Below are 24,695 nucleotides of genomic sequence, written 5' to 3' on the forward strand. Positions count from 1 at the left end.
TCATCGCGCAAAACCCAGCGGGCCCTGTTGTGGTGCCAGTGAGGGCTGCCTATGGTGTCGGACGCCGGCCGTCCGGCCCTCCCTGGCCGGGCGGGCCCGGGCCGCCGCCGGCCCAGCGCACACACCGAACGACACCGCCAGGAGACACGACATGCCCATCCTTCGCCGCCCCCGGATCATCCAGGCCGTGGCCCTTGCCGCCCTGCTGGCTGCCACCGGCGCCCAGGCCCAGGCCACGATCAAGATCGCCAGCCTGCAGGAACTGTCGGGTGGCGGCGCCACCGCCGGCAACAACTTCAAGAACGGCATGGACCTGGCCATCAAGGAGATCAACGCCGCCGGCGGCATCCTGGGCAAGAAGATCGAGGTCACGCACGCCGACACGCAAAGCAACCCGGGCGTGGCCAAGGGCCTGGCGCAAAAGGCGGTGGACGACAACGTGTTCGCCGTGTTCGGCCCCGGCTTCTCGGGCTCGATGATCGTCAGCATGGGCGAGACCCGCCGCGCCGAGGTGCCCAATTTCACCGGCGCCGAGGCCGCATCGATCACGGCCCAGGGCAACCCCTACGTGTTCCGCACCAGCTTCGGCCAGGCCACCTCCATGCCCAAGGTGGCGCGCTACATCGCCAACAACCTGAAGGCCAAGACGGTGGCGGTGATCTTCGTGAACAACGACTTCGGCAAGGGCGGCCGTGACATGGTGGGCAAGGCCCTCACCGAGCTGGGCGCCAAGGTGGTGGCCGACATCTCCACCGAGGCCGGCCAGGTCGACTTCTCGGCCCCCGTGCTCAAGGCCAAGCAGAGCGGTGCCGACGCGATCTTCGTCTACACCAACGAGGAGGAGTCGGCGCGCGCGCTGCGCGAGCTGCGCAAGCAGGGCGTGAACAAGCCCATCGTCGGCGAGACCACGCTCACCGGGCAAAAGGTCATCGAGCTGGCGGGCGACGCTGCCAACGGCGCCGTGGCCCATGTGGGCCTGACCGTGGACGCGCCCAACCCGCTGATGCTGAAGTTCAAGGCCCAGTTCTACCAAGCCTACAAGTACATCCCCGATCACAACGGCATCAAGGGCTACACCGGCGTGTACCTGATGAAGGCCGGCATCGAGAAGGCCGGCAAGATCGACCGCGCTGCGCTCACCAAGGCCATGCACGGCCTGAAGGTCAGCGCCGCCAAGGAGCCCGGCGTGCTGATGGATGTGAGCGTCGACGACAAGGGCGACCTCGACCGCGAGAGCTTCCTGGTGGAGGTGAAGGACGGCCGCCAGGTGGTGCGTGACGTGCTGCCGGCGCTGTCGGCTGCGGCCAAGAAGTAAGCCGCCGCGACGCGAACGCACGCGGACCGGCAACGAGTCTCGGCCATGACCGACTTCCTCCAACTGCTGTTCTCCGGCATCGCCACCGGCAGCATCTACGCGCTGGCAGCGCTGGGCTTCACGCTGCTGTGGCAGGCCTCGGGCACCATCAATTTCGCTCAGGGCGAGTTCGTGATGCTGCCGGCCTTCCTGATGCTGGGCTTTGCCGCGCTGGGGCTGCCGCTGCTGCTGGCCTTCGGCGCCGCCTGCATGGTGGCCGTGGTGCTGCTGGGCTGGGGCTTCAAGCGCGGCATCGCCGACCCATTGCTCAGGCACGGCATGATGCCCATCGTGGTGGCCACCATCGGCCTGTCGATCGCCATGCGCAACGGCGTGCGGGCGGGCTACAGCGCCGAGGCGCACCCGTTCGCCAGCCTGTTTCCGGACAAGCTCTTCAACATCGCCGGCGTGACGATCACGCTGCCCGAGCTGGGCACCATGGCCCTGGCCCTGGCCCTGGTGCTGGGCACGCAGGCCTTCCTGTCGCGCACGGTCACCGGCCGCGCCATGCAGGCCGTGGCGCAGAACACCGAGAGCGCCACGGTGCTGGGCATCGACGTGCCGCGCATGGTGTTCTATACCTTCGCGATCAACGCCTTGCTGGCCTGCGCCGCGGCGCTGCTGGTCACGCCCACCTACCTGGCCAAGTTCGACATGGGCGAGGGCCTGGGCAACAAGGCCTTCTTCGCCGCCATCATCGGCGGCTTCAACAACAGCCGCGGCGCGCTGCTGGGCGGCGTGATCGTGGGCGTGTGCGAGAACCTCGCCGCGGCCTACATCTCGCCGGTCTACAAGGACGCCGTGGCGCTGGTGATCTTCATGGGCGTGATCCTGTTCAAGCCCCAGGGCCTGCTGGGCAGGAAGGTGGAGCGCAAGGTATGAACGCCACCGTCCGCAACCTGCTGCTGGCCGCCGCGGCCGTGCTGCTGCTGGCCGTGCCCCCGCTGCTGAAGAACTACGGCGTGTACCTGCTGTCGATGTGGCTGGTGTACGTGGTGGCCAACATGGGCCTCAACCTCACCGTGGGCTATGCGGGGCAGAAGTCGCTGGGCCATGCCGCCTTCTTCGGCATCGGCGCCTACACCGTGGCCATCGTGATGAAGGCCGGCTTCAGCTTCTGGCTGGGCCTGCCGCTGGCGGGGCTGGGCTGCTTCGTCATCGGTCTGGCGCTGGGCTTTCCGGCGCTGCGCGTGCAGACCATCTACCTGGCCTTCGCCACCCTGGGCTTCAACACCGCGGTGTGGCTGGTGATGCGCAACGAGGAGTGGCTGACCGGCGGCACCTTCGGCATCAACAACATCGCGCGACCGTCGCTGCCCGGTGTGTCGCTCGAGGGGGCCCTGCCCTACTACTACTTCGTGCTGGCGGTGACGCTGCTGCTGGCGGCCCTGCAGTGGGGCCTGCTGCGCTCGCCCTGGGGCAAGGCCTTCACGGCGCTGCGCGACAACCCGATCCGTGCCGAGTCGCTGGGCGTGCACATCCAGGCCTACACGCTGCTGTCGTTCGCCATCGGTGCGGTGTATGCCGGCGTGGCCGGCGCGCTGTTCGCGTCGCTGGTGCAGTTCATCGAGCCGGCGCCGTTCACCGTGGGCGCGTCGATCATGATGTACCTGATGGTGGTGGTGGGCGGACCGGGCTACTTCTTCGGCCCGGTGCTGGGCTCGGCCGTGGGCGTGCTGCTGCCCGAGTGGCTGCGCTTCGCCCAGGGCTGGTATCTGGCGGTGTTCGGCAGCGCCGTGGTGCTGCTGATGCTGTGGCTGCCCGACGGCCTGCTGAGCATTCCGGACCGCCTGCGTGCGCGCCGCCAGGCGCGTGCCGCGGCAGCCGCCTCGATCCCCGGAGGTGCCGCATGACCAAGCCCGTGTTGGAAGTTTCCGGCCTGAAAAAGGCCTATGGCGCCATCCAGGCGGTGGGCGGCGTGTCGTTCCGGGTGATGCCGGGCGAGATCTTCGGCGTCATCGGGCCCAACGGCTCGGGCAAGACCACCATGTTCAACAGCGTGCTGGGCCAGATCACGCCCGACGAGGGCCGCATCGCGCTGAACGGGCGCGACATCACCGGCCGCAGCCCGATGCAGTTGAACCGCCTGGGCGTGGGCCGCACGTTCCAGACGCTGCAGGTCTTCGGCAAGATGAGTGTGCGCGACAACCTGATCGTGGCCGCGCAGGAGCACCGCGGCTCGATGTTCAGCCGCATGTTCGCGCCGGGCGACTCGGGCCTGGGCGCCAAGGCCGATGCGCTGATCGATCAGTTCCGCATCCGGCACGTGGCCCACAAGCGTGCCGGCGAGCTGAGCTACGGACAGCAGAAGCTGGTGGACATCGCCATGGCCTTCATGAGCGAGCCGGCCCTGGTGCTGCTGGACGAGCCCTGCGCCGGCGTGAACCCCAGCCTGGTGGGCGGCATCAGCAGCCTGCTGAAGGACCTGAACCGCACGCGCAGCGGATCGTTCGTCGTCATCGAGCACAACATGGACTTCGTGATGGACCTTTGCCACCGCATCATGGTGATGGTGGAGGGCCAGGTGATGGCCATCGGCACGCCGGCCGAGATCCGCGCCAACAAGCAGGTGCTCGACGCCTACCTGGGGAGCTGAGCGGCATGGCAAACCACGATCCGCAAGACAAGCGCGACATCGCCATCGAGTTCGACAACGTGCTCGCCGGCTACGGCGAGTTCATGATCCTCAACGGCCTGATCTTCGCGGCCAAGCGCGGCAAGATCACGCTGCTGCTGGGCCCCAATGGCGCTGGCAAGAGCACCGTGCTCAAGACCCTGTTCGGCCTGCTGAAGGTGCGCTCGGGCGCCATCCGCCTGAACGGGCGGGACATCACCGGCGCCAGCGCCAAGGCACTGCTGGTGCAGCACGGCATCGCCTTCGTGCCGCAGGGGCGCAACCTGTTCGGCCAGCTCTCGGTCTACGAGAACCTGGAGCTGGGCGGCATCACGCTGGGCATGAAGACCACGCACGAGCGCATCCCCGAGGTGCTGGCACGCTTTCCGCGCCTGCAGGAGCGGCTGCACTCGGCCGCGGCGTCGCTGTCGGGTGGCGAGCAGAAGCAGCTGGAAGTGGGCCGCGCGCTGCTGCTGCGCCCGCAGGTGATCCTGATCGACGAGCCGTCCATCGGCCTGAGCCCGCTGGTGGTGCAGGACGTGTTCAGGCTGCTGCGCCAGCTGGCCGACCAGGGCACCACGGTGCTGATGGTGGAGCAGAACGTGAAGAGCGCGCTGAAGATGGCCGACGAGGCCATCGCGCTCGAATCGGGCCGCCTGGTGCTGCACAAGGACGCCGACGAACTGCTCAACGACCCGCACATCGAGCGCTTGTTCCTGGGCGCCGCGCACAGCGCGCCAGCCGCCCCGGCCGTCACGGCCGCCTCCGCATGAACCCACGCAAGGACACCCCATGAGCCACCCGACCGCGCACGACCGCGAAGCCCTCAACGACGTACCCAACCCGCTGGGCCTGGACGGCATCGAGTTCATCGAGTACGCCACCAGCCGCCCGCAGGCGCTGGGCCAGGTGCTGGAGATGATGGGCTTTCGCCCCGTGGCGCGGCACCGCTCGCGCGAGGTGCTGCTGTACCGCCAGGGCACGATGAACGTGGTCATCAACGCCCATGTGAGCGCCCGGCCGCAGCACAGCCAGCCCACCGAGACGCCGGTGATCACCGCCGTGGCCTTGCGCGTGCGTGACGCGGCCACCGCCTACCAGCGCGCGCTCGACCGTGGCGCCTGGGCGGTGCCCACCCGCGTGGAGGTGATGGAGCTGAACATCCCCGCCATCCACGGCGTGGGCGCCAGCCGCATCTACTTCGTCGACCGCTACAAGGAATTCAGCATCTGGGACGTGGACTTCGTGCCCATCCCCACGGTCGATCGCCATCCGCCGGCGCTGGCCGGCCTGCACTGGTTCGGCATCGTGCAGTACATCGGCACCGACCGGCTGGACGACTGGACCGAGTTCTACCGCGAGCTGTTCGACTTCCACGAGCTGCCCGACAGCCAGCGCTTCGGCATCCTGCCCAAGGGCCGCATCCTGCAAAGCCCGTGCAACAGCTTCTACCTGCAGCTGATCGAGCCCGAGCCGGGCATCGTGGACGTGGAAGGCGACGAGACGCTGCAGCGCATGGGCCTGGGCGCGCTGGATGTGCCGACCGCCGTGGCCGCGCTGCGCGAGCGTGGTGTGGAGTTCGTGCAGGGCAACGGCGATGCCGCGGCCGCGCAGCGCGGCGCACTGACCAAGAGCTGGCTGGGCGGCGTGATGTTCGAGCTGGTGCACGACGAGCGGAGCCTGTGATGTCGCGCACCACGGGCAACTTCGACGACTTCGGCATGGACACCATCACCCTGGCGGGATCGCTGGGGGCCAAGCTGACGGCCATTCGCGAGGCGGGCTTCAGCCAGGTGATGCTCAAGGCCAACGACATCGTCGGCCACGAGGGCGGTGTGGATGCGGCCGTGCGCCTGGTCAAGGCCAGCGGGCTGCGCGTCACCGGCTTCCAGGTGCTGCGTGACTTCGAAGGCCTGTCGGGCCACCTGCACGACTACAAGGTGGACATGGCCAAGTCGATGCTGGAGATGGCGCGGGCGCTGGGCGCGCCGGTGCTGCTGGCCTGCTCATCCGTCAGCCAACATGCCACGCAAGATTTGGACGCCATCGCCAAGGACCTGCGCAAGCTGGCCATGCTGGCCGTGCCGCTGGGCATCAAGGTGGCGTTCGAGGGCCTGAGCTGGGGCCGCACGATCAACGAGTTCACCACCGCCTGGGACGTGGTGTGCCGCGCCGACGCGCCCAACCTGGGCCTGGGACTGGACAGCTTCCATGCTTTCGCCACGCAGACCTCGCTGGACGAGCTGGACATGCTGGACCCGCGCAAGATCTTCCTGGTGCAGCTGGCCGACTTCATGTGGCAGGAGATCCGCTCGGTGGAGGAGCGCATCACCACGGCGCGGCACTTCCGCGTGTTTCCGGGTGAAGGCGTGCACAGCGTGCAGGTGGCCGACCTGGTGACGCGGCTGGCGGCGCTGGGCTACCGCGGCGACTACAGCTTCGAGGTCTTCAACGACGACTACCAGCAGATGCCGCTGCCGCTGGTGGCGCAGCGCGCCCGCGCCTCGGCCGAGTGGCTGGGCGAGCAGGTGCTGCGGCGCTCGGTGCCGCTGCCGAATCGCATGCGACTCGCCCGATGAGCCGCGCCTATTCGCTGGCGGCCCTCACGGTGCTGGAGCTGACGCCGCCCGAAATGGTGAGGTGCGCGGCCGAGGCCGGCTACAGCCATGTGGGCATCCGCCTGCTGCCGGCCACGCCCACCGAACCGCAGTACGACCTGGTGGGTGACACGCCGCTGCTGCGCGAGGTGCTGCGCCGCCTGGCCGACACCGGCGTGCAGGTGCTGGATGCCGAGATCTTCCGCCTGAAGCCCGAAACCGTGGTGGCCGACTGCGAGCCGGCCATCGCCACCGCGGCACGCCTGGGTGCCAGCGAGCTGCTGGTGGCCGGCAACGACCCCGATGAGGCGCGCCTGACCGAGCGCTTTGCCGTGCTGTGCGAACTGGCGGCGCGTTACCGGCTGGGGGCCAACCTCGAGTTCATGTCGTGGACCGATGCGAAGAACCTGACGCAGGCGGCGCGCATCGTGGCAGCCGCGGGCCAGCCCAATGGCGCCGTGCTGATCGATGCGTTCCACCTCAGCCGATCGGGCAGCCGCATTGCCGACATCGCGGCCATGCCCGCTCACCATCTGCGCTATCTGCAGCTGGGCGATGTGCCCGCCGCCATGCCTGCGACCGAGGCCGAAGTGCTGGCCGAGGCGCGTGCCGAGCGCCGGTTTCCCGGCGATGGCGGGCTGGATCTGGTGGGCCTGCTGCGCGCAGTGCCGGCCACGCTGCCGATCAGCCTGGAGGTGCCCACCGCCACGCTGGCCAAGACCGTGGGCGCGGTGGAACGCGCCCGGCGTGCGCTGGCGGCGGCCAAGCGGGTGGTGGCGACGGCTGAAGCCGTTTGAACGCGATGAGCCACGCGCAAGCGCCTGGCGCGACGACAGCCGCTGAATTGAGCTGCGATCTGCTGGTGATTGGCTCGGGGGCTTCAGGGCTCGCCGCCGCCGTCACAGCCGCCCACCACGGCCTGAAGGTGATCCTGGTCGAGAAGGATGCGCAACTGGGCGGCGCCACCGCCTGGTCGGGCGGCTGGCTGTGGGTGCCCGGCAACCCACTGGCGCAGCGCGCCGGCATCCATGAAGACCTGCAGCAACCCCGCACCTACCTGCAGCATGCGCTGGGGCAGCATTTCGACGCCGCGCGGGTCGATGCCTTTCTGGCGCACTGCGGGCCGATGGTGGGCTTCTTCGAGCAGCACACCGCGTTGCAATGGGTGGATGGCAACGCCATCCCCGACATGCACAGCCACCTGCCGGGCGCCGGCACGCAGGGCCATCAGGTGGCGGCCGCGCCGCTGGATGGCCGCACGCTGGGCCCGCTGATCCACCGGCTGCGGCCCACGATGCGTGAGACCTCGTTCATCGGCATGCCCATCATGGCGGGGGCCGATCTGGCGGCGTTCCTCAGCCTGACGCGCTCGGTCCGGTCGTTCGTGCACGTGGCGCGGCGTGTCAGCCGCCATCTGGTCGATCTGGCGCTGCACGGCCGCGCGATGCAACTGGTGAACGGGGTGGCGCTGGTGGCGCGGCTGGCGTTGTCGGCCGAGCGGCTGGGCGTGCAGATGCTCACCAGCGCGCCGGCGCGGCGCTTGCGCATCGAGGGCGGGCGCGTGTGCGGCGCCGTGGTCGACAGTGCCCAGGGTGAGCGGGTCATCCACGCCACACGCGGGGTGGTGCTGGCGGCTGGCGGCTTCTCGCACGACCTGGCACGCCGCCGCGCCCTGGTGCCCCGCGCGCCGCGTGGCGACGAGCACCTGCCGCTGCCTCCCCCCGGCTGCAGCGGTGACGGCATCACGCTGGGTGAATCGGCCGGCGGCGTGCTGGACACCGAGCTGGCCGCGCCGGTGGCCTGGGCGCCGGTGTCGCGCGTGCCGCATGCCGATGGCACGGTGGGCCACTTTCCGCACATCATCGACCGCGGCAAGCCCGGCGTGATCGGCGTGCTGGCCGATGGAAGGCGCTTCGTCAACGAGGCCGACGGTTACCACGACTACACCGCGGCCATGATCGCCCGTGTGCCGCCGGGCCAGGAGGTGGCCTCGTGGCTGGTGTGCGATCACCGCTTCATCCGGCGCTACGGTCTGGGCCATGTGCGGCCGTTCCCGTTGCCTTTGGGCGGCCACCTGCTCAGCGGCTACCTGAAGCGCGGGCAGACCATCGACGCACTGGCGCGCGCCTGCGGCATCGACGAAGCCGGCTTGGCCGACACCGTGCGCGCCTTCAACCACCATGCGCGGCTGGGCGAGGACCCCGCCTTCGGTCGCGGGCGCACGCCGTTCAACCGGCGCAGCGGCGATGCGCGCCACACCGGCCCCAACCCGTGCGTGGCGCCCATTGCGCAAGCCCCGTTCTACGCCGTGAAGGTGCTGCCTGGCAGCTTCGGCTGCTTTGCCGGGCTGAAGACCGATGTCTCGGCCTGCGTGCTGCGCGCCGATGGCAGCGTGGTGCCGGGCCTGTACGCCGTGGGCACCGACCAGGCCAGCGTGATGGGCGGCCACTACCCCTCGGGTGGCATCAACCTGGGGCCGGCGATGACCTTCGGCCACATCGCCGGTCTGCACGCCGCAGGACAGGTTCAGGGTTAACCCGTGTTCTGTGCGCAGGGCGACCGGCCTGCGCGATCAGCGCGCAAACGCGTGCGGCAGCCCTGGGCCGAGGCGGTGGCGCTGCCTACATTGGCGGCCCGAACCGGAGACCCCCATGTCAAGCCTCACCGAACACGAGCCGCGCGGCAAGCACCAGGCCAACAAGGCCACCGCCAGCGGCTGGATCGGCTCTGCCCTCGAGTACTACGACTTCTTCATCTACGCCACCGCGGCGTCGCTGATCTTTCCGCAGATCTTCTTTCCCAAGGGCGATCCCAAGGTGGCCATCATCGCTTCGCTGGCCACGTACGGCGTGGGCTATGTGGCGCGGCCCATCGGTGCCTTCGTGCTGGGCCACTGGGGCGACACCCATGGCCGCAAGACGGTGCTGATCACCTGCATGTTCCTGATGGGTCTGTCGACCATCGCCGTGGGCCTGCTGCCCACCTACGACCAGGTGGGCCTGTGGGCACCGGCACTGCTGGTGCTGCTGCGGTTGGTGCAGGGCTTTGCCGTGGCCGGCGAGATCTCGGGTGCCAGCTCGATGATCCTGGAGCATGCGCCGTTCGGCCGCCGTGGCTTCTACGCCAGCTTCACGCTGCAGGGCGTGCAGGCGGGGCAGATCCTGGCGGCGGCCGTGTTCCTGCCGCTGGCGCACTACATGGACAAGGAGGCCTTCCTCGGCTGGGGCTGGCGCATCCCGTTCCTGTTGAGCTTCCTGGTCATCGTGGCCGGCTGGATCATCCGCCGCGAGGTCGACGAGACGCCGGCCTTCGCCGAGGAAGGCCAGCAGCGCGCCGTGCCCAAGGCGCCGGTGGTGCAGGCCATCACCGAGAGCTGGCGCGACATGCTGCGCGTGGTGTGCTGCTCGCTGATGAACGTGATTCCGGTGGTGACCACGATCTTCGGCGCCGCCTATGCGGTGCAGCCGGGCTACGGCATCGGCTTCGAGAAGGACGTGTACCTGTGGATCCCGGTGCTGGGCAACATCGTCGCGGTGGCGGTGATCCCCTTTGTCGGCAACTGGTCCGACAAGGTGGGCCGCAAGCCGCTGATCATCTCGGGCGCGCTGCTGTCGGGCCTGCTGAGTTACGGCTACCTGTACGCCATCAGCATCCACCACGTGCCGCTGGCCATCGCCATGTCGCTGCTGATGTGGGGCGTGGTGTACCAAGGCTACAACGCCGTGTTCCCCAGCTTCTACCCCGAGATGTTCCCCACGCGCACCCGGGTGTCGGGCATGGCCATCTCCCAGAACCTGGGCACGGCCGCCACGGCCATGCTGCCGGCGCTGTTCGTGGCGGTGGCGCCTCCCGGCGCGGCCGGCATCCCGTGGGTGGTGGGGTCGATCACGCTGGCCATCTGCTGCGTGGCCGCTTTCGCCGCCTGGACGGCCCGCGAGACCTACCGCGTGCACATGAACGACCTGGGCAACCCCGCCGTGCGCGGTGTGGCCAGGGACGAGTACCTGCGCCTGCGCCGCGAAGCCCTGGGCCAGGGCGGTGGCAGCCGCGTGTTCACCTGACGGGGCGCGAGCGAAGCTGCAACGCGGGCACAGGGCGGCACTGCGCCCAGCCGCCCGCGACGGCCTCTTGACCCCTCGTCTGCATTCCAAAGGTTTCTCATGATCCGCGGCAGCACCGCCCTCATCGCCCACATCGGCTGGCCGACCCACACCTTCAAGTCGCCGATGATCTACAACCCGTACTTCGAGCAGGCCGGCATCGACGCGGTGGTGGTGCCCATGGGCTGCCAGCCCGGCCCCTACCCGGCGCTGCTGAGGTCGCTGTTCACGCTGGAGAACCTGCGCGGTGCACTGATCACCATGCCCCACAAGGTGGCCACCGTGGCGCTGCTGGACGAAATGACGCCGACGGTGCGCGTCACCGGCTCGTGCAATGCCGTGCGCCGCGGGCCGGAGGGCCAGTTGCAGGGCGACATGTTCGACGGCGAAGGCTTTGTCCGCGGCCTGCGCCGCAAGGGCTGCACGCTGTCCGGTGCGCGAGCCCTGGTGGTGGGCAATGGCGGCGTGGGCTCGGCCATCGCGGCGTCGCTGGCCGCGGCCGGCGTGGCGGTGCTGGCACTGTTCGATGCGCGGCCTGAATCGGCCATGGGTCTGGGCCAGCGGCTGACGCAGGCCTATCCGGATCTGGAGGTCATCACCGGCCACAACGACCCTGCCGGCTTCGACCTGGTGGTCAACGCCACGCCGATGGGCATGAACGACGGCGACGCGATGCCGATGGACGTCTCGCGCATCGCGCCCGAGGCCTTCGTCGGCGAGGTGGTGATGAAGGCCGAGATGACCGCCTTCCTGAATGCCGCCAGTGCGCGCGGCTGCCGCTACCAGGTGGGCTCGGACATGCTGTTCGAGCAGATCCCGGCGTACCTGGAGTTCTTCGGGCTGCCCAGCACGACGGCGGAGAACCTGCGGGCGGTGGCGCGGCTGAGCTATTGAGGGCCGTGCGGCGCGGCCCGGTTCTCCAAGCTCAAGGCGCGAAGCCGACGCCCCTCGTCACCAGCGGCAGCGCGTCGCTGCGCCAGGGCGAGGCCGGCAGGCCGCGGCCATCCACCAGGTTGGCCTGGGCCGGGTTGTCCACCCAGCCGTAGCGCAGCCAGCGGGGCTGTGGCACGGCGTCGCTCCAGGCGATCAGGCGGTCGCCTTTCTCAGCGTCGATGCGACCCTGCGCCGGCACGAAGCGGCCATCGACGCCGGCGATGCTCAGGCCCTGCAGGGCTGAGCCGGCCGGGCGCGTGGCCAGGCCACCGGCGGTGTGCGTGAAGCGCGCCACCAGCGTGTGGCCCTGGCGCTGCACATCGCGCAGCTGCGGCCCGGTAGGCGCCTCGGCGCCGCGGGGGCCCAGGCCGGCATCGTGCAGCGCCAGCGCGGCCAGGCGCTGGCCCACCGTGCGCTTGTCGCGCGGGTGGATGTCGAGTTCGTCGCCGACGTCGGTAGCCACGGCCATGCCGGTGTGCGGCAGCGCCAGGGCCTGGCGCTGGGCTTCGCGCAGCTCGGCCCAGGGCGCGCGGTTCACATCGTTGTCGGCCAGCGGACGAAAGGCCGCCAGCTGCACCCAGTAGAAGGGCAGCGCCGGCTGGCCCCAGCGCTGGCGCCAGTCGGTGATGAAGTCGCGCAACAGGCTGGCATAGGCCGCCGCGCGCGGCACATTGCTCTCGCCCTGATACCACAGCACGCCGCGCAGCGGCAGGCCCTGCAGCGGCTGGTGGATGGCGTTGTGGGCCAGCGCCGGCGCGTCGTTGGCGGTGGGTGCATCGGCCACGGCCAGCTGGGCCACGCGGGCACGCCAGGCGCCGGCCAGCGGCACCGGGGCGGCGTGCGTGTCCAGGCGCAGCAAGGCGGCATCGCCATGCAGGCCGCCGCCCCCGCCGGTGTCGGTGACGCGCACGGCCAGCACGTTGCGGCCGGGCTTTAGCAGGCCGGGCGGCAGCGTGTAGCGGCGCGGCAGATCCCAGCCGCACTGGCCGCCGACGCGCTGGCCATTGACGTAGGTGTCGTCGCAGTCGTCCACTGCACCCAGGCTCAGCTGCGCCGCACCGGTCACCTGCTCGGCACTGAGCGTGACACTGCGGCGCAGCCACACCACGCCATCCACGCCGGGCAGGCCCTGGCCTTCCCAGGGGCCGGGCGTTTGCAGCTGGGGCCACGCCCCATCGTCCAATGTGGGCGACATCCAGTCGCGGCTGTCCACGTCCTGCCAGGGCAGGCCCGGTTGCCAGCGCTGCACCACGGCGCCCAGCGCGGCCAGGCGGGCGCGGCGGAACTCACTGGCCTCGGCCGGCGTGGCGCGCACCGCGTCGGCCAGATCGGGGCGGCGCAGGGCAGCCTCGCGCGGCAGCCAGGTTTCCAGGTGGCTGCCGTTCCAGGCCGTGGTGATCAGGCCCACCGGCACCGGCTGGCCGTCGGCCAGGCGCGGCTGCGTGGCCTGCCAGCGCCGCGCGAAGTGCCAGCCCACGGCGCTGAAACCGCCGGCCGTGGCCGGGCTGTCCACCTGCCAGCGGGCGCCGTCGGGCAGATCGGCCTGCGGCCGCAACGCGGCCACGTTGGGCACGCGCATCTCGCGGAGGCTGGGCGCATCGGCCGCCGCCGCTTCGGCCACGCCGTCCTGTGACTCGGCCAGCGGCCAGGCCATGTTCGACTGGCCGCCGGCCAGCCACACATCGCCAATCAGCAGGTCGTTGAGCTGCAGGGTTTCAGCGCCCTGACCTGCCGGACCCTTTGCACGCACATCCAGCCGATGCGGGCCGCCGGCTGGCAGCGCAGGCAGTTGCAGGCGCCAGCGGCCGTCGCGGGCCACGCGGGCTTGCGAACTGTGGCCGGCCAGCGTGGCAATCACCTGGTGGCCCGGCGCGGCCCAGCCCCACAGCGCGATGGGCTGTCCGCGCTGCAGCACCATGTGCTCGCCGAACACGCGGGCCAGGCGCAGCGTGGTGGTGGGGTGCGCCCCGGCGGCCGGCGGCACGGCCGGCTGCGCCAGGGCCGGCGCCACCGCCAGCGCGGCCAGGGCATGCAGCGCCAGCGCGGCACCGGCCACCCGGCCCGCCGTGGCGCCGCAACACCAGGTGCCAGGCGGGCGGGTCATGCCATTGCCGGCAGGCCCCAGTCCTGCGGGCGAAAGTGCTGCAAACCATCCAGGATGGCCGTGGCCTCGGTGTAGCGGCTGCGGTCCATGGCCGGATCGGGCACGGCGATGGCGCGCAGACCAGCGGCCACGGCCGACAGCACGCCGTTGGGCGAATCCTCGAAGGCCAGCGTGCGGGCCGGGTCGGCGCCGATGCGGCGCGCTGCCACCGCGTACAGGTCGGGCGCCGGCTTGGCGGCATGCACCTCGGGGTCGTCGGGCGTGACGATGGCATCGAACAGCGCGAACCAGTCGCGGTGGCGCTGCGTCTTCAGGTCCACATAGTGCCGGCGCGAGCTGGTGGCCACGGCGATGGGCACGCCGTGCGCGGCCAGGTGGCGCACCAGGGCCTCGGCACCCGGCATGGCCTCGGCCTGCACGAACAGCTGCTCCAGCATCGGCTCGCGCTCGGCCAGAAAGTCCTGCGGCGTCATCGGCAGCTCCAGCGCCTGCACGATCATCGTCGCGAACGGCAGCGCACCCAGGCCCAGCGTGTGCTGCTTGAGCCGCCAGTCGAACACCTTGCCGAAGCGCCCGGCAATGGCCTGCGTGCTCTGCGTGTAGAAGCCCTCGGTGTCGAGCAGCAGGCCGTCCATGTCGAAGATGACGGCGGTGATGGGCAGGCCGGCCTGGGGCGCGGGCGACGGAGCAAGGGGCATGGGCATGGCGGGCTGATGTCGGGCACGGCGACCAGGGCCGCCGCCGCGGCATTGTCGGCGCTGCGCCAGCGCGGGCCGTGCGGCGCGCGCACGGGTACCACAGTCGGTATCGTTCTGCAGCAGCGAGGCCATGCACGGCCTGCCCACAATGCGGCGCATCGCAGTCCAACCACCCCGCAGGCCGGGGCACCGCATGAACCTGATCGAGACCCTGAACTGGCGCTACGCCACCAAGAAGATGGACCCCTCCCGCGCTGTGCCGCAGGACAAGGTCGACCGCATCATCGAGGCGGCGCGCCTGGCGCCCACCTCCAGCGGGCTGCAGCCCTTCGAGGTGATCGTGGTCACCAGCCCCGAGGTGCGCGCCAAGATCCGCGAGATCGCCTGGAACCAGGCGCAGGTGACCGAGGGCTCGCACCTGCTGGTGTTCGCGGCCTGGGACCACTACACGCCCGAGCGCATCAACCACATGTTCGACTACACGAACGAGGTGCGCGGCTTCCGCAACGAGGGCTGGGAAAACTACCGCCAGATGCTGCTGAACACCTACCCCAAGCGCGATGCCGAGGTGAACTTCCAGCACGCGGCACGCCAGGCTTACATCGCCTTCGGTGTGGCCATGCTGGCCGCAGCCGAGGAAGGCGTGGACTGCACGCCGATGGAAGGTTTCGACCCCGCCAAGCTCGACGAGATCCTGGGGCTGCGTGCGCGCGGCCTGCGCAGCGTCACCATCCTGCCGCTGGGCTACCGCCAGGAAGACGGCGACTGGCTGGTCAAGCTGGCCAAGGTGCGCCGTCCGCGCGAGCAGTTCGTGTCGGAAGTGAAGTGACCGGCCCGCGGCGCCGCCGACCCTACGCGTTCAGGTAGGGCGTGCGGCGCGGCGGCGGGCTATGCTGCGGCGGCCGCCAGCCGTCGCGGCGCTTGCCGCCGCCATGCCGATGAGCCAACACCCCGCGCGCGTCACCCTGCGCCAGCTGTGCCACCTGGGCCTGCCGGCGCCGCTGCTGCTGCCGTCGCTGCTGCCGGTGTTGCGCGAGTTGGTGCCGGCCGATCACGCCGGCTTCTTTTTCTGTGACGAGCGTGGCGGCATCACCAACCTGTACGCCGAGCGCATGCTGCCGCCCAACGCGATGGCCGGCTTTCATGACCGGCACAGCAACGAGCAGTTCCGCCGCCAGTACCTGGCGCGGGTGGCCGCACCGCGGCCGACCAGCCGCCGCTCGATGGGCGCCGACGAACTGGCCAGCGCCTATGGCCGCGACGTGCTGCTGCCGCTGGGCATTGCCCAGCTGCTGTACGCCATCGTGCGCCACCAGGGCCAGGTGCTGGGGCAGCTGAGCCTGTACCGCGGACCTGACGCCCCACCGTTCTCGGACGCCGACGAGCAGACCTTGGCCGGCGTGCTGCACTACCTGGGCCACGGCCTGGCGGTGCCGTCGCCGGTGGCGCCGCATGCGCTGCAGGACCAGGCCATCGAGGAAGCGTTGGCCGTGCTGACGCCCGAGGGCCATGAGTTGTGGGCCGACGAGAACTGGTCGCGCCTGATCCGTCTGGCGCATGGCAATGCGATCGCGCCGGCCTCGGCGCTGGCCGAGCGCGAGACGCTGCCGCGCTTCGTGGCGGCGGTGCTGGCGGCCGTGCAGAGCGCGCCCCAGGCCATCCACCAGGTGGTGACCAGCTGGGGTCGCTTTGCCTTCCGGCGACACAGCCTGCACAGCGGCGACGGAGCGCAGGCCGTGGCGCTGCGGCTGTCGCGGCTGGCCGCCGAGCCCCTGCGGCTGGCGCAGGGCGCGGCGGCCCTGGGCCTGTCGCCACAACAGCGCGAGGTGGCGGTGCTGATGGCGCGCGGGCACAGCAATGCCGAGATCGCCGAGCAGCTGGGCGTCAGCGGCAACACGGCGGCGTACCACGCCAAGCAGGTGTTCGCACGGCTGGGCGTGCATGAGCGCAGCGCCATCGCGCGGGTGCTGGGCGAGGCGGTCAGCGCGCGCCAGGACGGTTGAGGCCGTTGGCTTCGCCGGCGTCCCCCTAGAAGAAGGTCCGTGGGCGGCGGGCGGCGCGCTGGTCCCTACCTTGGCGGGTAGGGACGCGCCCGGGGGCGGCTGGCCATCATGTCCTGGCAGGAGGGATGTGCCGGCCGACGGCGGGCTGCCACCTGCGGGAGAACAAGCATGTACACGGTTCAGGAAGGCGCGGTCGCCCGTTTGGAGGCGTTGGAGAGGATGGCCGCGGGCGCGGCGCTGCACGGGGCCGGCCGGGCGCAGGCGCGACCGGCCGGGGTGGTGGCGCTGGACGGCCTGCTGCCCGGGGTGCTGGATGCGCTGGGCTGCGGCCTGGTGCTGGTGGACGCCGAGGGGCATGTGCTGCACGCCAACGCGGCGGCGGTGCAGCAGTGCCGCGAAGGCCTGCCGCTGGTGCTGCCGGCCACCGGCCAGCCGGCCGATGGCCTGCTGGCGGCGCTGCCGGCCGCCGAGGCCCTGCGCCTGCACACGGCGCTGCGCCATGCCGCGCGCGGGCAGTGGGCCTTGGTCACCCTGCAGGCCGGGGAGCGCGCGGTGTCACTGGGCGTGGCGCCGATCCGCGTGGCCGAGGCCGACGGGACCGGCGCGGCGCCGGTGGCGTTGCTGATGCTGGGCGCCGAGCGCGGTGCGGTGCGGCTGTCGCGCCAGTTCTTCGACAGCGAGCATCAACTCACCAAGTCGGAGCGCGCGGTGCTGGATGCGCTGTGCGATGGCTGCACACCCCAGGAGATCGCCGCCCAGGGGCAGGTGAAGATCTCGACGGTGCGCACGCAGATCGCGGCCATCCGCGAGAAGGTGGGCGCGCCCAGCATCCGGCGGCTGCTGCAGCGCGTGGCGGCACTGCCGCCGATGGCCGGGCTGTGCTGGCGGCGCGCCAGCTGAAGGCGGCTGCCGCGCTGCGCTCAGGGCTTGACCGACGCGAGCATGGCGTCGACGGCGGCCTTGACCTCGTCGTCGCTGAGCGCGGTGGAGCCGCCCTTGGGCGGCATCACGCCCTTGCCCTTGATGGCCGAGGTGACCAGTGCGTCGCGGCCGCTGGCCAGGCGCGGTGCCCAGGCGGCCTTGTCGCCGAACTTGGGCGCGTTGGCCAGGCCCACGTCGTGGCACATGGCGCAGGCCTTCTTGTAGACCTCGGTGCCGGTGTTGGCCTGGGCACTTGCGCCAAACAGCGACAGCGTGACACCGATGGCGGCCAGTGCGTGTCTCGAAATGGGGTGGTTCATGCGGGTTGCTCCTGAAGAACGTGGATGGATTCGGGGGCCGCGGCGGCGCGTGGGACCGCCCGGCATCGGCGGGTTGCCCCCGGTGCAATCGCCATGCCCACGGCAGGCCGGGCCGGCGCCCTGTCCACGTCGTCGGGATTCAGAGCACCATCACCTCGGCATCGGGGGTGTCGGCGTACAGGCGCTCGACCAAGGCGGCACGCCGGTCCAGGCCGGCGCGCTGGTTGATGTAGCCCTTGTCGGTCAGCTCGTTGCCGTCGATCGAAGGCGGCTCGGTCATCAGCAGCACGCGCGCCACGCGCATGCTGCTGGCGCCCGCGGCCTCGGCGTTGTGGGCGCTGAGGCCGGCGCGCACGCGCTCGCGCACGGCCGGATGGGCCACCACCGTGTCGAAGCCCGCCTCGGGGTCGCCGATCAGCTGCCGACAGGCGTGCAGGTTGGGCCAGGCCAACAGGGCAACGAAGGGCCGGTCCTGGCCGGCCACCAGCGCGTCCAGCAGCACCGGGGACGCCGCGGCAATGGCGGCGGTGCGCAGCTCGCCCACATGCACGAAGGTGCCGGTGGTGAGCTTGAACTCCTCGGCCACGCGGCCCGAGAAGATCAGGCCCTGGGCCGGGTCGTCGGGGTTCACGAAGCTGCCGGCGTCGCCGATCTTGTAGAAACCCTCCTCGTCGAAGGCGGCTTGCGTGAGGTCGGGCCGGCCGTAGTAGCCCGGGGTCACGTTGATGCCGCGCAGCCGCAGCTCGTACTTGCCGCCGGCGGTGGGCAGCAGCTTGAGCTCGACACCAGGGAACGGCAGGCCGATCAGGCCCACACGCTCGGTGTTCCAGTAGGTGCCGGTGGAGGTGGGGGCGGTTTCGGTGGATCCCCAGCCCGTGTAGAACACGATGCGGTGGCCGGTGCTTCGCACGGCCAGCGCCTGCATGCGCTCGTACAGGTCATCGGGCAGGCGCGCGCCGCCGTAGGCCATCATGCGCAGGTTGCGGAAGAAGTTGTCGCACAGCGCGCTGTCCTTTTCCATCGCGGCGGCCAGCGCCGCATAGCCGGCGGGCACATTGGCGTAGTAGGTGGGTGAGACCTCGCGCAGGTTGCGCAGCGTCTCCTCGATCTGGCCGGGCAGTGGTCGGCCGTCGTCGATGTAGAGCGTGCCGCCCTCGTTGAGCAGGGCGTTGAACAGCGCATTGCCGCCCATCGTGTGGTTCCACGGCATCCAGTCGAGGTAGACCGGGTGGTGGTCGGCCGTGGGGCGGCGCACCTGGCTGCTTTGCGCCACGTTCGCGCACATCATGCGCTGCGTGTTTATCACCGCCTTGGGCATGCCGGTGGAGCCCGAGGTGAACAGCAGCTTGGCGGTGGTGTCGGGTGTGATGGCGGCGATCGATTCCGCCACGGCCGGTGTGACCGGTGTGCGAGCCAGTGTCTCGAACGCGCGGCTGGGCGTGCAACCCTCGGGCAGCTGCGGCGGGCGCTCGACATGCAGCACGGTGACGCCGCGCAGGTCCAGCGCGTCGAGCGCCTTCTGGAACATCGGGCCGTCCTGCACCAGCACGACCGCCGGCTGCACCAGGCCGAACAGGTACTTCAGCTTGGCGTGGTCCTGGCTCATCAGCGAGTAGGCCGGCGAGATCGGCGCCACCGGCAGGCGCGCCTGCATGGCGGCCTGCGTGAGCAGCGCGTGTTCGAGCGAATTGCCCGACAGGATGGTGACGACCCGGCCGGGCGCGAGGTTCAGGTCCAGCAGCGCCTGGGTGAGGCTGTCCACCTGTTGTTTGGCTTCGCTGTACGACAGCTTGCGCCACTGGCGTTCCGGGCCGCGGCGCTGGGCCAGCCAGGTGCGGTCGGGACGCTCGGTGGCCCACCGGGCCAGCAGTGAGGGCAGGTGTGGCGCATAGGGCTGCAAAGGTGTGTTCGAACGCAGCACGACCACGCCATCGGCGCGTCGCTCGACCGCGATGTCGCGCGGCAGCCAGTCGATCGGACGGAAGTCAGGCGCCGGTGTGGCGCCGTGGGCGGGGGTGTTGGGGGTCATCGGCAGGCCTGCAAGGGTAGGCGGCGGGGCCGGCGAGCGGCCGGGAGGGGGTGTCGGAACGTCTGCGACGGCAGCGCCGAGCGGGATTGGCCCATGCTAGGCGTGGGGCTGCAGGCTGGCATCCGGGCAGGCCCGCAATCACCCCGTCCCCGTGGCGACAGTTCCGACGTTCGTGGCAGGACGCGATCCGCGCCGCCGCTGCCCACGAAAGCGGCAAAGGTCTTGACACCCAGCACTGGTGCGGCCTGCAGCACCGTGACCACAGCTTTTCCACAGGCTTGTCCACCGTCAGTGGGGACATCTCGATCGAGGCCGACCGCGGGACTTTCCCGCGCCGTGTGGCTCGCCGAATCTCGGCGATCACATAAAACGAACTAACGGCACTGATATGTTTCAGCACAACGAACAACCACCGCGACCCAGCAACAACGGCAAAGAGCAAAACAAGGCGTTAGTTCGTTTATCGGCGCGCCACATCCCCTCTTCTTCCGTGTGCCGCTGGCGACGGCCGGCGCACGCCGCGCGGTGTAGTCTTGGATCACGTTCCATCGGCCGCACCGGCCCTGTCCCCCGTCGCTCCATGCCCCTGCCGCCTCCCGACTGCCCCCGCCAAGCCTCGCACCAGCGCAGCATCACCGTCCGTTCCTACGCCCGCAGCGATGGCCTTTGGGACATCGAGGGCCACCTCACCGACATCTGGCCCGAGCCGGTGCGCAAGGCCGACGGCCTGCTGGCGCCGGGCGAGCCGATGCATTCGATGTGGCTGCGGCTCACGGTCGACCGCAGCGCCACCATCGTGGCCGCGCAGGCCGTCACCGATGCCGGTCCGTACGACAGCGCCTGCGCCACGATCGGCCCCGACTACGCGCAGCTGGTCGGCGTGCAGGTGGCGCGCGGGTACAAGGACGCGATCAAGCGCCTGTTTGGCCGCACCGCCGGCTGCACCCACATGAACGAGCTGGCCGGCACGATGGGCAGCGCGGTGCTGCAGGCCATGTGGAGCGAGCTGACGCAGTCGCCCGACGTCAAGCCCTTCAGCATCGACGGCTGTCACGCCCTGAAGTCTTCCGGGCCGCAGGTCGCGCGCTTCTTCCCGCGCTGGCACCGCCCCGAGCCCGACACAGCCTGACCGCGGGCGCCGCGGTGGCGTCTAGGGAATCCTCGGGCCCGGTACCGCCCATCACCGCGGCGACACTCGGGCGGCCGCCCAGCCGTGTCGACCACCGGGGGAGGAGCCGCGACGGCGGCCTGGGTGCACGGGAGAGTCACCATGTTCTCGATCTCGGTTTGTCGTGGTGTGTGGCAGGCCGCCGGCCTGGCCGTGCTGGCCGCTGCCTTGGGGCTGTGCGGCGGCGCCCGGGCCAGCACGCAGATCGTCGTGGCCACGGTCAACAACGACCACATGATCGAGATGCAGCGCCTGACGCCGCACTTCGAGCGCGCCAACCCCGACGTGCGCGTCAAGTGGGTCACGCTGGAGGAAGGCGTGCTGCGCCAGCGCGTGGCCACCGACATCGCCCGCGGCGGCGGCGAGTACGACGTGCTCACCATCGGCATGTACGAGGCCCAGGTCTGGGGCCGCAAGGGCTGGCTGCAGCCGATCACGCCCCCCCCGGCCTATGACGTCGACGATCTGCTGCCGGCCATCCGCGCCGGTCTGTCGATCGACGGCCGGCTGTTCGCCGCGCCCTTCTACGGCGAGAGCTCGATGCTGATGTACCGCAAGGACCTCACCGACAAGGCCGGCATCCAGTTCCCCGAACGGCCCACCTGGCGCCAGGTGCGCGAGGCGGCCGAGCGCATCCACGATCCGAAGAACGGCGTCTACGGCATCTGCCTGCGCGGCAAGCCGGGCTGGGGCGACAACATGGCCCTGCTGCTGACGATGGTCAACGGCTTCGGCGGCCAGTGGTTCGACATGGGCTGGCAGCCGCAGGTCGACAGCCGCCCCTGGCGCGAGGCGGTGTCGCTGTACGTCGACCTGCTCACCCGCTTCGGCCCGCCGGGCTCGGCGGCCAACAGCTACAACGAGATCCTCACGCTGTTCAAGGACGGCCGCTGCGGGCTGTGGGTGGACGCCACCATCGCGGCGTCCTTCCTGTCCGACGCGCGCAGCAGCAAGGTGGCGCACAGCGTGGCCTTCGCGCAGGCGCCGTACGCGGTCACGCCCAAGGGTGCCAACTGGCTGTGGTCGTGGTCGCTGGCGGTGCCGGCGGCCAGCCAGCGCGCGGCACAGGCGCAGCGCTTCGTGGCCTGGGCCACGTCCAAGGAGTACATCGCGCTGGTCGCGCGTGAACGCGGCTGGGCCGCCGTGCCCACCGGCACACGGCAGTCCACCTATGCCCACCCCGAGTTCCGACGCGTGGCCAGCTTTGCCGCCGCCGAGAAGCGCGCCATCGACAGCGTGAACCCCGCCGACAGCACGCTGCCGCGCAGCCCGTACCAGGGCGTGCAGTACGCGGCGATCCCCGAGTTCCAGACCATCGGCATCGCCGTGGGCCAGCAGATCAGCGCCGCGCTGGCCGGGCGCATCAGCGTCGAACAGGCCCTGAAGGCCGGCCAGCTGGCCGCCGAGCGCGAGATGCGCGAGGCCGGCTACTACCGCAACGACCCCACCCGCGACACCGCACGGGCGACCGCGCGATGAACCCACTGGCGGCCCTGCTCCACCCGCGGCGCAGCCTGCGCGCGCGCTTTGCGCTGCTGATCGGCGGCAGCGGCATCGCGCTGGCCCTGCTGTCGGCCGGCCTGGTGGAGCACACCCAGCGCGCCCAGCTCACCACCCAGCATGGCCAGGCCATGCGGCGCGAGGCCCTGCTGCTGGCGCGCACGCTCGACAACGCGCTGCGCCAGCGCCTGCAGCAGCTGCAGGACACCGCCACCCACCCGCTGCTGGCCAGCGGCCTGGTGGAGCCTGGAGATGCCCGGCTGCTGCTGGAGAACCTGCGCAGCCAGCAGCCGGCGCTGGCCTGGCTGGCGATCGTCGACCCGCGCGGCCAGGTGCAGGTGGCCACCAATGCCCTGCTGGAAGGCCAGGACCTGGCCGCCGAGCCCTGGTTCGCACCGGCACGCCAGTCACCCTACATCGGCGCCCGCCGGCCGGCCGGTCCGCTGACCGCGCAGCTGGGCCTGGTGGACGGCCGCGCGCCAGCGCTGATCGACCTGGCCGTGCCCCTGGTCGACATGAAGGGCCGCGCCAGCGGCGTGCTGGTGGCGCGCCTGCGCTGGGACTGGCTGGACGCGCTGTTCCAGGGCCTGCAGCCGGCCGACGACGCACTGCCCGGCAGCCAGCGCCTGGTGCTGGGCCGCGATGGCCGGGTGTTGCTGGGCGCCGCGCCGTGGCTCGACCGCACGCTGCCGGTGGACCTGGCGCGCCTGCCCGCGCCGGGCGTGCTGGACTGGCCCGGCGAGGGCGCGCACCTGACCGCCTGGGTGCACGACAGCGGCGCGCCCGACCGCGGCTTCCGCACCGCCATCGGACCGGGCGCCGACCTGACGGTGCTGGTGCGCCAGCCCACCAACCTGGCCTTTGGTGACGTGCGCGAACTGCAGCGCCGGCTGCTGTGGCTGGGCATCCTGGGCACGCTGGCCTTCATCGCCCTGAGCATCTGGATGGCCGGCCGCGTGGCACGGCCGATCCGCGAGCTGTCGGCCGCCGCGCTGCGCGTGGTGCGCGACGAGCCGCCGGCCTTCGCCTCCATCGCACCGCGGCGCGCCGACGAGGTGGCCGAAGTGGCGCGTGCGCTGCAGACCCTGCATGCCGAGCTGAGCCGGCGGCTGGCCGAGCAGCAGCACGCCCAGGCGCAGCTGCGCGAGCTGAACGCCCACCTCGAGCAGCGCGTCGCGGCGCGCACCGCCGAGCTCAGCGCCGCCAATGCCGAGCTGGACGCGTTCGCCTACGCCGTCTCGCACGACCTGCGCGCGCCGCTGCGCGCGATGAGCGGCTTCTCGCAGGCGCTGCTGGAAGACCATGGCCCGGCGCTGGACGCCAACGCGCGCGAGGACATCGACCAGATCATCAAGGCCAGCGCGCGCATGGGCGAGCTGATCGAGGGCCTGCTCACGCTGTCGCGCAGCGTGCGCGGCTCGCTGGGCGCCACCGAGGTCGACCTCAGCGCACTGGCGGCCACCGCCGTCGCCGACCTGCGGCGCGCCGAGCCACAGCGCACGGTGGCGGTGGCCATCGCGCCCGGGCTGCGCGCCAGCGGTGACCGGCGCATGCTGGCCGCCGTGCTGGCCAACCTGCTGGGCAATGCCTGGAAGTACACCGCCGGCCGGCCCGATGCGCGCATCGCGCTCGACCAGCGCCAGATCGACGGCGAGGCCTGGTTCTGTGTGCAGGACAACGGCGTGGGTTTCGACATGGCGCACGCCGGACGGCTGTTCAAGGTGTTCGCCCGGCTGCACCGGCACGACGAGTTTCCCGGCCTGGGCATCGGCCTGGCCACGGTGCAGCGCATCATCCGGCGCCACGGTGGCCGCATCGTGGCAGAGTCGGCGGTGGGCGCCGGGGCCTGTTTCCGATTCACCTTGGCGGAGCGGCCGACAGTGCTTCCGCCCGAAAGCGAGATCGCATGAGCGAACGCGTGATCCTCCTGGTCGAAGACAACCCGCAGGACGAACTGCTGACGCTGCGCGCCCTCACCCGTGCCCGCGTGGCCAACCGGGTCGATGTGGTGCGCGATGGCCAGCAGGCGCTGGACTACCTGTTCGGCGAAGGCGAATTCGCCGACCGGCCCGGCCCCGCGCTGCCCACCGTGGTGTTGCTGGACATCGGCCTGCCGCGCCTGACCGGGCTGGAAGTGCTGTCGCGGCTGCGTGCCGACGCGCGCACGCGGCTGCTGCCGGTGGTGATCCTGACCTCGTCGGACGAGGACAGCGACCGCATGGCCAGCTACGAAGGTGGCGCCAACAGCTTCGTACGCAAGCCGCTGGCCTTCGGCGACTTCGCCGAGACCGTGGCCCGGCTGGGCGTGTACTGGCTGGCCACCAATGAGCCCTGCCAGGCCCGCTGAGGCCCCG

Annotated in this window: 22 protein-coding genes; 18 read left to right on the forward strand and 4 right to left on the reverse strand. The window is 71.0% G+C overall.

Annotated elements, in window-relative coordinates; all coding sequences use genetic code 11:
- Positions 1–151: 151 nt before the first annotated feature.
- The 11 genes from AACH10_RS21910 (at position 152) to AACH10_RS21960 (ending at position 11,559) form a co-directional block, all read left to right on the forward strand.
- On the forward strand, positions 152–1,315 hold the full coding sequence (locus AACH10_RS21910; protein ID WP_341412657.1) for an ABC transporter substrate-binding protein: 1,164 nt from the start codon (positions 152–154) through the stop codon (positions 1,313–1,315).
- Between the two features lie 45 nt (positions 1,316–1,360).
- Positions 1,361–2,236 carry a branched-chain amino acid ABC transporter permease gene (locus AACH10_RS21915; RefSeq protein WP_341412658.1) on the forward strand — a complete coding sequence of 292 codons (876 nt, stop codon included), beginning with the start codon at positions 1,361–1,363 and terminating at the stop codon, positions 2,234–2,236.
- A complete protein-coding gene (locus AACH10_RS21920; protein ID WP_341412659.1) occupies positions 2,233–3,207 on the forward strand; it encodes a branched-chain amino acid ABC transporter permease in 975 nt (324 codons plus the stop codon). Before AACH10_RS21915 ends, AACH10_RS21920 begins: the two co-directional genes overlap by 4 nt.
- Positions 3,204–3,950 (forward strand): ABC transporter ATP-binding protein, encoded by a 747-nt coding sequence (locus AACH10_RS21925; RefSeq protein WP_341412660.1) that lies wholly within the window; start codon positions 3,204–3,206, stop codon positions 3,948–3,950. Before AACH10_RS21920 ends, AACH10_RS21925 begins: the two co-directional genes overlap by 4 nt.
- 5 nt (positions 3,951–3,955) lie before the next feature.
- A complete protein-coding gene (locus AACH10_RS21930; RefSeq protein WP_341412661.1) occupies positions 3,956–4,741 on the forward strand; it encodes an ABC transporter ATP-binding protein in 786 nt (261 codons plus the stop codon).
- Between the two features lie 19 nt (positions 4,742–4,760).
- Positions 4,761–5,654, forward strand: a complete 894-nt coding sequence (locus AACH10_RS21935) for a VOC family protein (protein WP_341412662.1) — start codon at positions 4,761–4,763, stop codon at positions 5,652–5,654.
- A complete protein-coding gene (locus AACH10_RS21940; RefSeq protein ID WP_341412663.1) occupies positions 5,654–6,547 on the forward strand; it encodes a sugar phosphate isomerase/epimerase family protein in 894 nt (297 codons plus the stop codon). The genes AACH10_RS21935 and AACH10_RS21940 overlap by 1 nt, the downstream gene beginning before the upstream one ends.
- Entirely contained in the window at positions 6,544–7,362 is an 819-nt protein-coding gene (locus AACH10_RS21945; RefSeq protein ID WP_341412664.1) for a sugar phosphate isomerase/epimerase family protein, read from the forward strand. The genes AACH10_RS21940 and AACH10_RS21945 overlap by 4 nt, the downstream gene beginning before the upstream one ends.
- Positions 7,363–7,367: 5 nt before the next feature.
- Entirely contained in the window at positions 7,368–9,101 is a 1,734-nt protein-coding gene (locus tag AACH10_RS21950) for an FAD-dependent oxidoreductase (RefSeq protein WP_341412665.1), read from the forward strand.
- Positions 9,102–9,216: 115 nt separating this feature from the next.
- Positions 9,217–10,626: an MFS transporter gene (locus tag AACH10_RS21955; protein ID WP_341412666.1), complete on the forward strand. Its 1,410-nt coding sequence runs from the start codon at positions 9,217–9,219 to the stop codon at positions 10,624–10,626.
- Positions 10,627–10,725: 99 nt separating this feature from the next.
- Positions 10,726–11,559 carry a shikimate dehydrogenase family protein gene (locus tag AACH10_RS21960; RefSeq protein ID WP_341412667.1) on the forward strand — a complete coding sequence of 278 codons (834 nt, stop codon included), beginning with the start codon at positions 10,726–10,728 and terminating at the stop codon, positions 11,557–11,559.
- A 31-nt stretch (positions 11,560–11,590) separates the two neighbouring features.
- Here AACH10_RS21960 and AACH10_RS21965 read toward each other — a convergent pair whose 3' ends face one another.
- A complete protein-coding gene (locus AACH10_RS21965) occupies positions 11,591–13,702 on the reverse strand; it encodes a sialate O-acetylesterase (protein WP_341412668.1) in 2,112 nt (703 codons plus the stop codon).
- On the reverse strand, positions 13,699–14,406 hold the full coding sequence (locus AACH10_RS21970; protein ID WP_341412669.1) for an HAD-IA family hydrolase: 708 nt from the start codon (positions 14,404–14,406) through the stop codon (positions 13,699–13,701). Before AACH10_RS21970 ends, AACH10_RS21965 begins: the two co-directional genes overlap by 4 nt.
- A 187-nt stretch (positions 14,407–14,593) precedes the next feature.
- On the opposite strand from AACH10_RS21970, the gene AACH10_RS21975 reads away from it, so the two are divergent.
- The 3 genes from AACH10_RS21975 (at position 14,594) to AACH10_RS21985 (ending at position 17,303) form a co-directional block, all read left to right on the forward strand.
- On the forward strand, positions 14,594–15,229 hold the full coding sequence (locus AACH10_RS21975; protein WP_341412670.1) for an NAD(P)H-dependent oxidoreductase: 636 nt from the start codon (positions 14,594–14,596) through the stop codon (positions 15,227–15,229).
- A gap of 109 nt (positions 15,230–15,338) precedes the next feature.
- Complete coding sequence (locus tag AACH10_RS21980) at positions 15,339–16,403, forward strand: helix-turn-helix transcriptional regulator (RefSeq protein ID WP_341412671.1); 1,065 nt, start codon at positions 15,339–15,341, stop codon at positions 16,401–16,403.
- A gap of 168 nt (positions 16,404–16,571) precedes the next feature.
- Entirely contained in the window at positions 16,572–17,303 is a 732-nt protein-coding gene (locus AACH10_RS21985; RefSeq protein ID WP_341412672.1) for a helix-turn-helix transcriptional regulator, read from the forward strand.
- Positions 17,304–17,323: 20 nt separating this feature from the next.
- Here the strand turns inward: AACH10_RS21985 and AACH10_RS21990 are convergent, their stop codons facing one another.
- Complete coding sequence (locus AACH10_RS21990) at positions 17,324–17,644, reverse strand: c-type cytochrome (RefSeq protein WP_341412673.1); 321 nt, start codon at positions 17,642–17,644, stop codon at positions 17,324–17,326.
- A 139-nt stretch (positions 17,645–17,783) separates the two neighbouring features.
- Complete coding sequence (locus AACH10_RS21995) at positions 17,784–19,673, reverse strand: AMP-binding protein (protein WP_341412674.1); 1,890 nt, start codon at positions 19,671–19,673, stop codon at positions 17,784–17,786.
- Positions 19,674–20,253: 580 nt separating this feature from the next.
- Between AACH10_RS21995 and AACH10_RS22000 the strand changes: the two genes are divergently transcribed.
- From AACH10_RS22000 to AACH10_RS22015, 4 genes are all read left to right on the forward strand, one after another.
- Positions 20,254–20,802, forward strand: coding sequence for a DUF2889 domain-containing protein (locus tag AACH10_RS22000; RefSeq protein WP_341412675.1), 549 nt, complete (start codon positions 20,254–20,256; stop codon positions 20,800–20,802).
- Positions 20,803–20,943: 141 nt separating this feature from the next.
- Positions 20,944–22,320 carry an ABC transporter substrate-binding protein gene (locus AACH10_RS22005; protein WP_341412676.1) on the forward strand — a complete coding sequence of 459 codons (1,377 nt, stop codon included), beginning with the start codon at positions 20,944–20,946 and terminating at the stop codon, positions 22,318–22,320.
- Positions 22,317–24,251, forward strand: coding sequence for an ATP-binding protein (locus AACH10_RS22010; RefSeq protein WP_341412677.1), 1,935 nt, complete (start codon positions 22,317–22,319; stop codon positions 24,249–24,251). The genes AACH10_RS22005 and AACH10_RS22010 overlap by 4 nt, the downstream gene beginning before the upstream one ends.
- The gene (locus AACH10_RS22015) at positions 24,248–24,688 is read left to right on the forward strand and encodes a response regulator (protein WP_341412679.1); all 441 of its coding nucleotides are present in this window, start codon (positions 24,248–24,250) and stop codon (positions 24,686–24,688) included. Before AACH10_RS22010 ends, AACH10_RS22015 begins: the two co-directional genes overlap by 4 nt.
- The last annotated feature ends 7 nt before the right edge of the window (positions 24,689–24,695 follow it).

The sequence above is a fragment of the Pseudaquabacterium inlustre genome (genome assembly GCF_038066595.1).
Taxonomy (GTDB): domain Bacteria; phylum Pseudomonadota; class Gammaproteobacteria; order Burkholderiales; family Burkholderiaceae_C; genus Pseudaquabacterium; species Pseudaquabacterium inlustre.

What these genes read in the sequence shown, in the direction of transcription:
- AACH10_RS21995 (WP_341412674.1), bottom strand. Translation starts at nt 19,673, where the DNA reads ATGACCCCCAACACCCCCGCCCACGGCGCCACACCGGCGCCTGACTTC.
- AACH10_RS21960 (WP_341412667.1), top strand. Translation starts at nt 10,726, where the DNA reads ATGATCCGCGGCAGCACCGCCCTCATCGCCCACATCGGCTGGCCGACC.
- AACH10_RS21925 (WP_341412660.1), top strand. Translation starts at nt 3,204, where the DNA reads ATGACCAAGCCCGTGTTGGAAGTTTCCGGCCTGAAAAAGGCCTATGGC.
- AACH10_RS21985 (WP_341412672.1), top strand. Translation starts at nt 16,572, where the DNA reads ATGTACACGGTTCAGGAAGGCGCGGTCGCCCGTTTGGAGGCGTTGGAG.
- AACH10_RS22015 (WP_341412679.1), top strand. Translation starts at nt 24,248, where the DNA reads ATGAGCGAACGCGTGATCCTCCTGGTCGAAGACAACCCGCAGGACGAA.
- AACH10_RS21955 (WP_341412666.1), top strand. Translation starts at nt 9,217, where the DNA reads ATGTCAAGCCTCACCGAACACGAGCCGCGCGGCAAGCACCAGGCCAAC.
- AACH10_RS21975 (WP_341412670.1), top strand. Translation starts at nt 14,594, where the DNA reads ATGAACCTGATCGAGACCCTGAACTGGCGCTACGCCACCAAGAAGATG.
- AACH10_RS22000 (WP_341412675.1), top strand. Translation starts at nt 20,254, where the DNA reads ATGCCCCTGCCGCCTCCCGACTGCCCCCGCCAAGCCTCGCACCAGCGC.
- AACH10_RS22005 (WP_341412676.1), top strand. Translation starts at nt 20,944, where the DNA reads ATGTTCTCGATCTCGGTTTGTCGTGGTGTGTGGCAGGCCGCCGGCCTG.
- AACH10_RS21915 (WP_341412658.1), top strand. Translation starts at nt 1,361, where the DNA reads ATGACCGACTTCCTCCAACTGCTGTTCTCCGGCATCGCCACCGGCAGC.
- AACH10_RS22010 (WP_341412677.1), top strand. Translation starts at nt 22,317, where the DNA reads ATGAACCCACTGGCGGCCCTGCTCCACCCGCGGCGCAGCCTGCGCGCG.
- AACH10_RS21910 (WP_341412657.1), top strand. Translation starts at nt 152, where the DNA reads ATGCCCATCCTTCGCCGCCCCCGGATCATCCAGGCCGTGGCCCTTGCC.
- AACH10_RS21990 (WP_341412673.1), bottom strand. Translation starts at nt 17,644, where the DNA reads ATGAACCACCCCATTTCGAGACACGCACTGGCCGCCATCGGTGTCACG.
- AACH10_RS21920 (WP_341412659.1), top strand. Translation starts at nt 2,233, where the DNA reads ATGAACGCCACCGTCCGCAACCTGCTGCTGGCCGCCGCGGCCGTGCTG.
- AACH10_RS21950 (WP_341412665.1), top strand. Translation starts at nt 7,368, where the DNA reads ATGAGCCACGCGCAAGCGCCTGGCGCGACGACAGCCGCTGAATTGAGC.
- AACH10_RS21965 (WP_341412668.1), bottom strand. Translation starts at nt 13,702, where the DNA reads ATGACCCGCCCGCCTGGCACCTGGTGTTGCGGCGCCACGGCGGGCCGG.
- AACH10_RS21935 (WP_341412662.1), top strand. Translation starts at nt 4,761, where the DNA reads ATGAGCCACCCGACCGCGCACGACCGCGAAGCCCTCAACGACGTACCC.
- AACH10_RS21930 (WP_341412661.1), top strand. Translation starts at nt 3,956, where the DNA reads ATGGCAAACCACGATCCGCAAGACAAGCGCGACATCGCCATCGAGTTC.
- AACH10_RS21970 (WP_341412669.1), bottom strand. Translation starts at nt 14,406, where the DNA reads ATGCCCATGCCCCTTGCTCCGTCGCCCGCGCCCCAGGCCGGCCTGCCC.
- AACH10_RS21980 (WP_341412671.1), top strand. Translation starts at nt 15,339, where the DNA reads ATGAGCCAACACCCCGCGCGCGTCACCCTGCGCCAGCTGTGCCACCTG.
- AACH10_RS21940 (WP_341412663.1), top strand. Translation starts at nt 5,654, where the DNA reads ATGTCGCGCACCACGGGCAACTTCGACGACTTCGGCATGGACACCATC.
- AACH10_RS21945 (WP_341412664.1), top strand. Translation starts at nt 6,544, where the DNA reads ATGAGCCGCGCCTATTCGCTGGCGGCCCTCACGGTGCTGGAGCTGACG.